This is a genomic window from Rhizobium laguerreae, from assembly GCF_019778565.1.
In the GTDB taxonomy this organism is placed as follows: domain Bacteria; phylum Pseudomonadota; class Alphaproteobacteria; order Rhizobiales; family Rhizobiaceae; genus Rhizobium; species Rhizobium laguerreae.
Window position 1 is genome coordinate 204,505 of sequence record NZ_JAAXQT010000010.1, and the last position, 12,344, is coordinate 216,848.

The window sequence follows — 12,344 nt, forward strand, 5'->3', positions numbered from 1 at the left end:
TGAGGCCTTTACGTCAGGCCCGTCCGATCAGGCGAAGACCGTCATTTGTGATGGTACGACCGCAAACATGCCGACACGGCGCGCGGCAAGATATTTAACCAGCTGTTCGACAACCGAAGGCATGACCGGCTTCTGGACCACGCCGACCGCGCCCTTGACGCCGTCAGCCACCACTTCGGGATTGCCTGTCATGAAGACGACGGCAATGCCATGCTCTTGCGCCAGCTGTCGGCCGATCTCGGGCCCTGTCGGGCCGTCGGCAAGATTGACGTCGACGAAAGCGATATCGGCAAGCGGCGCCAGCCGCAACGCCTGTTCGCGATCATTCGCAAGGCCCGCGACCTGCATGCCCATGCCTTCCACCGTCGCCTCGAGATCCAGGGCGATCAGGAATTCATCTTCGACGATCAATACTCTCTGTTTCATGAGATCATCTCGTTGCCAGCGCCGCACGACATTGGTGGCCATGATACGTCCCCTTGGTTACGCCTGTACTTCTCTAGAGGGATCCGCTCCGCCAGCCTGTCCACAGGCGAAACTCATGGCGGTAACGGGCAACTCGAGGATATGTTCCGCAGTGGAACGCGATTTGCTGCATTTAAGATATTGTTAACGTTGACAAATTCTTAATAAAATGGAGAGCGGAGAAAAAGACGGCGCCGGATCGTGCTCAATATCGAGGATAGATCTCACGGCTGAGGGCGCGATAAGACGGTATAACCCTTCCGTTACCTGAGGACGAGAAATCATATTGGGAAAACCATTTATCGTTTTGGCCGCCGTCATCATCAGCTTGTTCGCTTATACGAAATTAATGGCCAGGGTCGGCTCAGGCTCGCCGCCTCCGGATGTACCTTTGGAGCAACAGGCCGACCTCATTCGCGTTTATAAAGCCGAACGTCGCATAGTCCTTCTCAAAGGGGATACCCCCATCTCGACATACCGGATTTCTCTTGGGCGAGCTGCCGATGAGGGTCCCAAGCAGCGGGAAGGCGACGAGAAAACACCGGAAGGGCGTTATGAAATAGACTGGCGAAATTCGAAGTCCATGGCGCATCTGTTGCGACGACCGCATTGAATCCCTGCGTTCAAAGCCGATGATCCCGGGACCGACAGCGATCGATCAGCCCTTGACCTTCATCACCAGCACAGGTTTGTCGCGGTAGTCGGCGGGAAACAGCGACTTCAGGTTCTCGATTTTCGGCAGGTCGTTGTAGACGATATAGGGATAGGTCGGATTGAGCGTCAGGAAATCCTGGTGATAGGCTTCGGCCGGATAGAAGCCCGTGGCTTCAGACACTTTAGTGACGATCGACTGCGGGAAGACCTGCGCCTTGTCGAGCTGGCTGATATAGCTCTCGGCGAGCTTGCGCTGCTTGGCATCGGCAACGAACAGCGCCGACCGGTACTGCGTTCCCCGGTCGGGACCTTGAAAATTCAGCTGCGTCGGGTTGTGGGCCACAGAGAAGAAGATCTGCAGCAACTTGCCGTAGGTGACCTGTTTCGGATCGAACTTCACCTGGACGGCTTCGGCATGGCCCGTCGAGCCGGTGCTGACGGCTTCGTACTGCGCCATTTTGGCGTCGCCGCCTGCATAACCGGAGACGGCGCTCTCGACACCCTTCACGTGCTGGAAGACGCCCTGGACGCCCCAGAAACAGCCGCCGGCGAAAATGGCAGTCTCAGTGCCCGGGCCGGCCGTCTCGTCGACGGCTGGTGGCGGGATGACGACGGCCTCCTCGGCCGCGCCTGCGCCACTCGCACCGAGCGAGAAAACAACGGCGGCAAAGAGCGCGGCAAGGCTCCTGCGGTGGAACGGCGTGGACATCGCGTTACCTCCTGTGATCGCCCAAATCCTTGCTCATCCTTGCAAAAATCGCAAATCACAAGGCGGTCACTCACGTCGATGTGACAGCCGGACGAAAGCGCCTGTGTGAAGATGAAACAGCGCTCGACTTTGAGTTGACAATCTCGCGAGGAGTGAGGACAGTGCCCGCCGGTCAGAGCCAGCATTCCGGGGGGAACCTATGTCCGTGCGCTCGTTCTTTGCTTTCGCGACAATCGCATTTTCCATGATCGCCGTCAGTTTTCCCGCAGCCGCTGCGGATACGAGGCGCGACATCCAGACGATCAAGGACGCCGATTTCTTCGGCTTCGATCTTCGCACCGAACAGAACGTCTCGCTCGATCAGTGCAAGACATCCTGCATCGGCGACAAGAGCTGCAAGGCCTTCACCTACAATCCCAAGGTGAAATGGTGCTTCCTCAAATCCGATTTCAAGACGATGAACGCCTTCCCCGGCGCCATCGCCGGCAAGATCGTCGAAACGGCCGGCCAGCAGGAGCAGGATATAGGTGCTGCGCCGCGCCTGACCTTCCTGAGCAACGATCTCATCCAGCAGGCCCACGACTTCAAGGACAATCTCACCCTCGCCGACGACCAGCAGGGCCAGGGCGCCGATAGCCTGACGGCCAATGCCCGCCTCGACCTCACCGCCAACAACCTGGCCGACGCGCTGAAGTCCTTCCATGGTGCGCTGTCGATCACGCCCGACGACGCCGATCTCTGGCTCGAAACCGCCCGCGCCGCAGCCTCGCTCGGCAGCGCCGAGAGCAGCACGACCGGACAGGCCGTGGTCGACGCGCTGAACGGTTACGAGCTGACACGCACCACCGCCAAGCGTGCCGAGGCGCTCGCCGTGCTCGCCACTGCGCTGGAGCGAAACGCCAACTACCGCCCGGCGCTCGACGCCTACAAGGCGAGCCTGGCGCTTGTCGGTGCCAAGGATGTGCAGGCGGCCTACCTGCAGCTGAAATCGACGCAGGGCTTCCGCGTCACCGAACACACGGTCGATGCCGACAGCGCCACGCCGCGTGCCTGCGTCACCTTCTCCGAAGCGCTGGTCAAGACCACCGACTACACGCCCTTCGTGACGCTGAACGGCGAAGCGCCGAAGGCGCTGGAAACCAAGGACAAGCAGATCTGCCTCGAGGGGCTGACGCATGGCCAGACCTACAAGATCGGCTTCCGTACCGGCTTGCCGTCGGCCGTCGACGAGGTGCTGGAAGCACCTGTCAGCATCGACGTCTACGTCAAGGACCGCAGCCAGATGGTGCGTTTCACCGGCGACAGCTTCGTACTGCCCTCGACGGCGCGCCGCGGCATCCCGATCGTTTCGGTCAACATGACCTCGGCCAACCTCAAACTCTACCGCATCGGCGATCGCGCCATCGCACCGCTGCTGACCAATTCGCAATTCCTGTCTCAGCTCGACGGCTACAGCGCCCAGAACATCCAGGATCAGAGCGGCGAACTCGTCTGGCAGGGCTCGATCGACATCACCAACGAGCTCAACAAGGACATCGTCACCAGTTTTCCGATCGACGAGGCGCTGCCCGAGCGCAAGCCCGGCATCTACGTGATGACTGCAACGGCGGCGAACGGCCCCGCGCAGGAATGGGATTCACAAGCGACGCAATGGTTCCTGGTCTCCGATATCGGCGTCACCACCTATGCCGGCACGGACGGGCTCAACGTCTTTACCCGCTCGCTCGCCTCTGCCAAGCCGATATCAGGCGTCGAGCTGCAGCTGCTTGCCAAGAACAATGAGGTGCTCGGCACCGCGACAACCGACGAAAACGGCCGCGCCACCTTCACCGCCGGCCTGATCCGCGGCACGGCGGCGCTGACGCCCGCCGTCATTGCCGCCAGGAACGGGACCTCGGACTACGTCTTCCTCGACATGACGCGGGCCGGCTTCGACCTTTCCGACCGCGGCGTGACGGGTCGGGCGGCACCCGGCATGATCGACGTGCTGACGTTTACCGAACGCGGCATCTACCGCGCCGGCGAGACGGTGCATGCGCAGGCGCTCGCCCGCGACACCGATGGCAACGCCATCGAGAACCTGCCGCTCACCTTTATCTTCAGCCGTCCCGACGGTGTCGAGGACCGGCGGATCGTCAGCCAGACCAGCAATCTCGGCGGCTATACCGTCGATTTCCCGACCCAGGAAAACGCCATGCGCGGCACCTGGACGATGAACATCTATACCGATCCCAAGGCCAGCGCGATTGCCACCAAGAGTTTCCTCGTCGACGATTTCGTGCCCGATCGCACCGAGATGGAGATCAAGACCGAGGCCAAGGAAGTCGGTCCGGACACACCGGCGACGATCACGGTATCGGGCAGATATCTCTACGGCGCCCCGGCCGCCGGCCTGACGCTCGAAGGCGACGTCGTCGTCAAGCCGACGCGCGAGAGTGCGGCCTATAAAGGCTTCTTCTTCGGGCTTGCCGACGAAGAGGCGAGCGAGGATTCGCGTCAGCCGATCGACGGCCTGCCGGAACTCGACGAGAATGGCAAAGCCTCGACCGATCTCACCATCAGTGAACTGCCGGCAACGACGCAACTGCTCAACGCCACGGTCTACATGCGCATGCAGGAGGCGGGCGGCCGCGCCATCGAGCGCTCCTTGACCATTCCGGTGAAGAACGAGCGCGCGTCGATCGGCATCAAGCCGGAATTTTCCGACGACCTGCCGGAGAACTCGATCGCCAATTTCGCAGTGATCGGCGTCAATGCCGACGGGCAGAAGCAGGAGGCGAAGGGCCTGCGCTGGAAATTCTACAGCCTCAACCGTGAGTACCAATGGTATCGCGAGGGAACGGCATGGAAATACGAGCCGGTCTATACCGCCGAGCAGGTCTCCAACGGCAGCGTCGATGCGACGATGGACGGCGGCAAGATCTCCGTGCCGGTGGGCTGGGGCCGCTACCGCCTCGAAGTGGAAAGCCCCGATGCGGACGGTCCGACCTCCAGCGTCGAATTCGACGCAGGCTGGTTCGTGAGCTCGACCTCGACCGAAACGCCCGACGGGCTGGAAATCGCCCTCGACAAGGACAGTTACAAGATCGGCGAAACCGCCAAGCTGAAAATCACCTCACGCCATGGCGGCGAGCTGATGGTGACATCAGGAACCGAAAAGCTGGTCGCCGTGCAGAACGCCACGATCGGCGAGACCGGCGGCGAGGTCGATATCCCCGTCACGGCTGACTGGGGCGCGGGCGCCTATGTGACCGCCACGCTCTTCCGTCCCGGCAACGCCCAGGACAGCCACATGCCGATGCGCTCGATCGGCATCAAATGGCTGAAAGTCGACCCCGAACAGCGCGCGCTGCAGGTAGCGCTCGACACGCCCGAAAAGATGTTGCCGCGCGGGCCACTGAATATTGGCCTGCAGGTGGCAGGCGCCGGCGCCAACGAGGACGCCTATGTAACGGTTGCCGCCGTCGATGTCGGCATTCTCAACCTGACGCGCTACGAACCGCCGAACCCGGAGGACTGGTATTTCGGCCAGCGCCAGCTCGGCCTGGAAATCCGCGACCTCTATGGCCGCCTGATCGATGGCTCGCTGGGTGCGACCGGCAAGCTTCGGACCGGCGGTGATGGCGGTGCCATCGCGCTGCAGGCAAGCCCGCCGACGCAGAAGCTCGTCGCATTCTTCTCCGGGCCGGTGAAGCTCGACGCCGAAGGCAGGGCCAACGTCTCCTTTGACATCCCGCAGTTCAACGGCACGGCGCGCATCATGGCGGTCGCCTGGTCGAAATCAGGCGTCGGCCACGGCGTCAAGGATGTCATCATCCGCGATCCTGTCGTGGTGACCGCAAGCCTGCCGAAGTTCCTCTCCCCCGGCGACAAGGCCAATCTGCGCCTCGACATCGCCAACACCGATGCACCGGCCGGCGATTACAAGCTGCAGTTGACCGGCAATGACGCGGTCGGCATAGAGCAGGCATCCGCCTCACAGACAATCCGCCTCGAGGCCGGCGCGAAATCCGAGCTGACGCTTTCGCTCATCGGCAAACAGCCGGGCGCCGGCAGCGTCTCGATCAACCTCTCCGACGCCTCCGGCCTTTCGCTCGACCAGACTGTCGACCTGCCAGTGCGCCCGGCCTCCTTGCCGATCACCGAGCGGCGGGTGCTGGCGCTGAAGCCGGGGGCAAAGCTCACCGTAGACAAGAACCTGCTTGCCGACAGCGTGCTGCCCGGCGCCTCGATCAGCGTCAACGTCACCCGTTCGGCCGCCTTCGATATCCCTGCCCTGCTGATGACGCTCGACCGCTATCCCCTCGGCTGCGCCGAACAGACCACCAGCCGGGCGCTGCCGCTGCTCTATCTTGCCGAAGTGGCGAAGCAGGCGGGTATCGAAAACGACGAGGATGTGAAAAAACGCGTGCAGGATGCGATCTACCGCGTGCTCTCCTATCAGGCCTCGGCCGGCAGCTTCGGCCTCTGGGGACCGGATTCGGGCGATGTCTGGCTCGATTCCTACGTCACCGATTTCCTGACGCGGGCTCGCGAAATGAAATATGACGTGCCGGAAAGGGCTTTCTCGCAGGCGCTAGAAAACCTGCAGAACACGCTGTCCTACACCACCGACATCAAGGGCCAGGGCGACCAGATCGCCTATGCAATCTATGTCCTTGCCCGCAACAAGAAGGCCGCAATCAGCGATCTGCGCTACTATGCCGATACGATGATCAACGACTTCCCGACGCCGCTCGCCAAGGCGCATATCGCCGCCGCATTGGCGCTCTACGGCGACGCGCCGCGTTCGAAGACCATTTTCCTCGACGCGCTGCAGATGTCGGAGCAGTCGATGGTGTCGCGCGTGAACCTGTCGCGCACCGACTACGGCACGATCCTGCGCGACGGCGCGGCGATCCTGGCGCTTGCCGCCGAAAGCCGGCCGGTGCCGCCCGTCATCCCGGAACTTGCCAAGGCGGTCGGCAAGGAATGGCAGCGCAGCAAATACAAGAGCACGCAGGAGCAAACCTGGATGCTGCTTGCCGCGCGCGCCATCCAGGGCGGTGACGATGGCCTCAAGGTCGATGTCAACGGCGCCGCACACACCGGTGCCTATATGGCACGCATGACCGGCGATGCCCTGGCTGACCATCCGCTGACGCTGACCAACCAGACGAACGACACGGTTTCAGCTGTGGTCACCACCGTTGCCGCCCCGACCGTGCCTCTGCCGGCCGGCGGCGACGGCTTCATCATCGAGCGGACCTACTACACGCTCGACGGCGAAGAGGCGAATGTCAGCGAGGCGAAGCAGAACGAACGCTACGTCGTCGTCATCCATGTACGCGAAAGCAATGACTGGCCGTCGCGCATCGTCATTACCGACCTTCTGCCCGCCGGCTTCGAGATCGATAATCCCAACCTCGTCGACAGCGCCCAGATGACGAATTTCGACTGGATCGGCGAGATCTCCGCTGCCCATACCGAATTCCGTTACGACCGCTTCGTCGCTGCCTTCAACCGTGCAGCCGGCGACAACCGCGAATTCAACGTCGCCTATGTCGTGCGCGCAGTCACCCCCGGCACCTACGACCATCCGGCCGCAAGCGTCGAGGATATGTACCGGCCGGAGCTTTCGGCCCGCACAGCAACAGGCAAAATGGAGGTCGTGACGGCGCAACCATGAGGCGGCGGCACAAGTTTGCAATCGGGTCGGCTGCCGGCATCATTCTTGCCGGCGCGGCTCTTTTTGCGCTCGATGCCGCCGACAAAGCCTTTCCGCCGCCTCTGGACAGGGCGAATGCCGTGTCCGCCGAAGTGCTGGATGCCGACGGGCAATTGCTGCGTGCCTTCGCGACGCCGGAAGGCCGCTGGCGGCTGAAAACGACGGTCCCCGAGGTCGATTCGCAATTCCTGCGCATGCTGATCGCCTATGAGGACCAGCGTTTCTATGACCACGGCGGTGTCGACCCCTGGGCGCTCGGGCGCGCTGCCGTGCAATTGGTCAGCAATGGCCGCATCGTTTCCGGCGCCTCGACGCTTTCGATGCAGGTGGCGCGACTGATCGAGCCGCGCGAAGGACGCTCGCTTTCGGCAAAGCTCCTGCAATTGATGCGCGCCGTGCAGATCGAGCGGCGACTGTCGAAGCAAGAGATCCTCGACCTTTATCTGACGCACGCGCCCTATGGCGGCAATCTGGAAGGCGTGCGCGCCGCAAGCCTTGCCTATTTCGGCAAGGAACCTCGGCGCCTGACGGTCGCCGAGGCGGCGCTGCTCGTCGCCCTGCCGCAATTGCCTGAACGGCGCCGGCCGGACCGCAATCTCAAGGCAGCCGAGGCCGCACGCAAGCGTGTGCTCGACCGCGTCGCGGTCGCCGAAGCCATTGGCGACGGCGAAGCAGAGCGGGCTCAAGGTGTCGCGGTCCCACCGCGGCGCATGCAATTGCCTGCACTTGCCGCCCATGTGGCCGAAGCCGCACTTCGCAACGAGCCGACGGTTCTCAAGCATCAGACGACGCTGAAGAAACAGGTGCAGCAGGGGCTGGAGGCGGTTGCGAGGGCAGCAGCTATGAAGCTCGGGCCGAAGCTTTCCCTTGCCATGGTGATGGCGGATGCGCAAACCGGCGCGATCGTCGGCGAGGTCGGCTCGGCCGATTATTTCGATGCCAGCCGCTCCGGCTGGATCGACATGACGCGCGTCAACCGCTCGCCGGGCTCGACCCTGAAGCCCTTCATCTACGGGCTCGCTTTCGAGCAGGGGCTGGTGTCCCAGGAGACGATGATCGAAGACCGGCCCGCCGATTTCTTCGGCTATCGGCCGCGCAATTTCGACATGAGCTACCAGGGCGACGTCACCGTGCGCGAGGCGCTGCAGCTTTCGCTGAACGTGCCGGCCGTCAAGCTGCTCGATGCCGTCGGCCCTTCGCGGCTGATGGTGCGCTTCCGCCGCGCCCAGGTCCATCCAGTGCTGCCGCCGAACGAGACGCCGGGGCTTGCGATCGGTCTTGGCGGCGTCGGCATAACCCTGAAGGATCTGGTGCAGCTCTATACGGCGCTCGCCAATCGCGGTCAGCCCGTTAGGCTCGGCGATGGCGTCACCGGCGAACCCGCCAAGCTCGACGGTGAACCGCTGCTCGAACCAGTCGCGGTCTGGAACGTCGCCGATATTTTGTCCGGCGTCATTCCGCCTGCCGGCGCGCCGCAGCGAGGTATCGCCTATAAAACCGGCACGAGCTACGGCTATCGCGACGCCTGGTCGGTCGGCTATGACGGGCGTTATGTGCTCGGCGTCTGGGTCGGACGGCCCGACAACAGCGCCGTGCCGGGATTGACCGGCTATGGTACCGCAGCACCCATCCTGTTCGAAGGTTTCGCCAAATCCGGCATCGCGACGACGCCACTGCCCCGCCCGCCCGCGGGAGCCGTGCGCATCGCCCAGTCCGAGCTGCCGATCAGTCAGCGGCGTTTCGCCCTCAATGCTAGCGGCCTGCTCGCCTCCGGCCGCGAGGCCGCGCCGCAGATCATCTATCCGCCCGAGGGCGCGCATGTCGATCTCGGCGCTGGGCAAGGCAATTTGTCGCCGCTGATGCTGAAGCTTCAGGGCGGCCGCGCCCCGTTCCGCTGGCTTGCCAACGGCAAGCCGCTGCCCGATCTCTCCCGCCGGCGCATCCAGCAATGGCTGCCCGATGGCGGCGGCTACTCCAAACTGACCGTCATCGACTCGGCCGGACGCGCCGCAAGCGTCGGCGTTTTCATCGACTAGCGCATCAAGCAAGATGCGAGGATTAGAAGTGTGGCAGCGTCCTTTGCGCGTCCAAAAGACGCGGGGTCCGATAAGGGAACAAAAGCAGCGCTGCAACCGTTGGGGACAATCTCCCTCCAACGTCAGACGGCCTCATGACACTTCCGACCGCGACCTACCGGATACAATTCCGCAACGGCATGACCTTCGATCGCGTGTGCGACCTCATCCCCTACCTCAAGACACTGGGCATCAGCCACCTCTACGCTTCGCCGATCTTCACCGCCGTCAGCGGCTCGACTCACGGCTATGACGTGACAAATGCCAACGATATCGACCCAGCGCTCGGCGGCCGGGCAGGATTCGACCGGCTGACGGAAAGCCTCGCCTCCGCAGGCATGGGACTGATACTCGACATCGTCCCGAACCACATGGCAGCCTCGCCGGAAAACGGCTGGTGGCGCGACGTGCTGACATTCGGACGGCAAAGCGCCTATTTCAACCACTTCGACATCGACTGGAGCGAGCCGCTGACCCTGCCGCAGCTCGGTCGGGATTTCGAGGGAGCACTGGCTGACGGCGAACTGCGCATCACGATCGACGAAATGCACGGTAACTTTGCGTTCGGTTACTTCGAGACCCTGTTGCCGCTGCACCCCGGGAGTTACGGAATTATTGCGAGCCGGCTCGACGATCCGGTTGCCACCAGAATGGCGGAAGCTGCGGCAGCCACCTCCGGCGAGGACTTCAACCGCGCGATGCGTGACATTCTCTTCGAAGGCGGCGATCGGGCCGTGCTCCGGCAAAAACTCGAAGAGGTCTCCTCCGATCGCGATTTCGTGAGAAGCCTGCATGAGGCACAGCATTGGCGGCTGACCCACTGGAAGGAGGCGGCACGACATCTGAGCTATCGCCGCTTTTTCGAGGTGACCGGACTGGTCGGCATCCGCGTCGAAGATCCCCCCGTGTTCGAGGACATGCACCGGCTGGTGATCGAACTGGTGCGCCATGGCAAGGTGCAGGGCCTGCGCATCGATCATGTCGACGGGCTCGCCGAACCCACGGCCTATCTCGACAGGCTGCGGGAGGCTGCCGGACCGGACACCTATATTGTCGTGGAAAAGATCCTGGGAACCGGCGAGGTCCTGCCGGAGAGCTGGCCGGTCGCCGGCACCACGGGCTATGAATTCATCGCCGCGCTGAGCGAATTGTTCATCGATGGCGCCGGACTGCGCATATTGGACGATGCCTACCGCGGCGTCGCCGGTGAGACGGCCAATCTCGAGGAGGGTCGGCGAATTGCCAAGCGACTGATGGTCGAACGCAATTTCGCCGGCGAGACCGACAGGCTGGTGTCGATCGCAGCAGGCATCTTTCCCGAGGTGAAGAGAGGCGAGATCGCCACCGCGCTCAGCGAACTGCTGATCGCCTTTCCCGTCTACCGCACCTATGGCGACGGCGGACCGCTTTCGTGGCAGGATTCAGCGGTGCTTGCGGCGACCGCCTCGCAAGCCATGGCGCAGCTCGACGATCGGCGTGCATGCGACCATGTGCTGAAGCTTCTCGAAGGCAAGGTCGAAGGTGACGCGGCCCATGACTTCCGTATCCGCTTCCAGCAATTGAGCGGGCCGGTGATGGCGAAGGCGACGGAAGATACGTTGTTTTACCGCTATAACAGGCTGCTTGCTGCAAACGAAGTCGGCGGCGAACCGGGCAAGGCGCCTGGCGGCCCGGAGGAATTCCACCGCCGCATGGCCGAACGGGCGCGGCTGCAGCCGCATGGGCTTTCGGCAAGCGCCACCCACGACACCAAACGCGGCGAGGATGCGCGCGCAAGGCTTTATGCCCTGAGCGAAGGGGCGGATGTTTTTGCACAGGCGGTCGAGCGTTGGCGCGAGATGAACCGGCCGTGGCTGAAGGATCTGCCGGAGGGCGCAGCGCCGGAGCCGAATGTCGAATGGATGCTCTATCAGGCCCTGGCCGGCATCTGGCCGGAGGGTTTCGACCGGGGACAGACGGAAGAACTCCGCGCACGCTTCACCGATTATGCCGTCAAGGCCGTGCGCGAGGCGAAACTGCGCAGCGGCTGGACAGAACAGGATGCCGCTTACGAGGAAGCGGTCACCACCTATGCCGCGGCACTGGTCTCGCCTGACAACGATGTCTTCCTCGAGGATTTCGAAAGGGTGCTGCAGCCCTTCATCGCGGCGGGGTACCTCAACAGCCTGTCGCAGACGCTGCTCAAGCTGACGGCGCCGGGCATTCCCGATATCTATCAGGGTGCGGAGGGCTTTGACTTCAGCCTCGTCGATCCCGACAACCGCCGACCGGTCGATCATGAGCGGCTGACGGCCTGGCTGGCCGAATCCGGGCCGATCGCCAAGCTGCAGGCGGCGGCGTTAAAGCAGCGCCTTGTCGGGATCGGCCTGCAGCTGCGCCAGCGGCACGTGGACCTCTTTGCTGGAGGCGACTATCTGCCGCTGAAGGTGACAGGCAACCGGCGCGACCATGTGCTTGCTTTTGCCCGGGTGCATCAGAGTGATTTCGCGATCATCGCCGCGCCGCGGCTGATGTTCGGCTGGCTCGATCCGGGCGTGCTTTTTGCCGGCCCGGAATTCTGGGAGGATACGGCGGTTGCCGTCCCCTCCCCGCTTCACGGTCTGAAGGCCGATCTGGTGACCGGAAAGACGATCGAACCCGGGGGCAGCATTTCAATCGCCCCCCTGCTCGGGAGCCAGCCGGTCGGGCTGATCACGCCGATCTGACGATCAGCCGTCGCAAAAATCAAATCCAT

At 63.1% G+C, this 12,344-nt stretch carries 5 protein-coding genes and 1 pseudogene; 4 read left to right on the forward strand and 2 right to left on the reverse strand.

Annotated elements, in window-relative coordinates; all coding sequences use genetic code 11:
- Window positions 1-27: 27 nt before the first annotated feature.
- Window positions 28-468, reverse strand: coding sequence for a response regulator (locus tag HFO71_RS27745; protein WP_025397685.1), 441 nt, complete (start codon window positions 466-468; stop codon window positions 28-30).
- A 283-nt stretch (window positions 469-751) separates the two neighbouring features.
- Here HFO71_RS27745 and HFO71_RS27750 point away from each other — a divergent pair.
- Window positions 752-1,060, forward strand: a pseudogene (locus HFO71_RS27750) (L,D-transpeptidase family protein); the annotation flags it as partial.
- A gap of 63 nt (window positions 1,061-1,123) precedes the next feature.
- Here HFO71_RS27750 and msrA read toward each other — a convergent pair.
- Window positions 1,124-1,828, reverse strand: a complete 705-nt coding sequence (msrA, locus tag HFO71_RS27755; RefSeq protein WP_221977517.1) for a peptide-methionine (S)-S-oxide reductase MsrA — start codon at window positions 1,826-1,828, stop codon at window positions 1,124-1,126.
- A 199-nt stretch (window positions 1,829-2,027) separates the two neighbouring features.
- On the opposite strand from msrA, the gene HFO71_RS27760 reads away from it, so the two are divergent.
- The 3 genes from HFO71_RS27760 (at window position 2,028) to treY (ending at window position 12,315) form a co-directional block, all read left to right on the forward strand.
- Entirely contained in the window at window positions 2,028-7,496 is a 5,469-nt protein-coding gene (locus tag HFO71_RS27760; RefSeq protein ID WP_221988677.1) for an alpha-2-macroglobulin family protein, read from the forward strand.
- On the forward strand, window positions 7,493-9,571 hold the full coding sequence (pbpC, locus tag HFO71_RS27765) for a penicillin-binding protein 1C (protein WP_221988679.1): 2,079 nt from the start codon (window positions 7,493-7,495) through the stop codon (window positions 9,569-9,571). Before HFO71_RS27760 ends, pbpC begins: the two co-directional genes overlap by 4 nt.
- 134 nt (window positions 9,572-9,705) lie before the next feature.
- Window positions 9,706-12,315 (forward strand): malto-oligosyltrehalose synthase, encoded by a 2,610-nt coding sequence (gene treY, locus HFO71_RS27770; protein ID WP_221988681.1) that lies wholly within the window; start codon window positions 9,706-9,708, stop codon window positions 12,313-12,315.
- Window positions 12,316-12,344 lie beyond the last annotated feature (29 nt).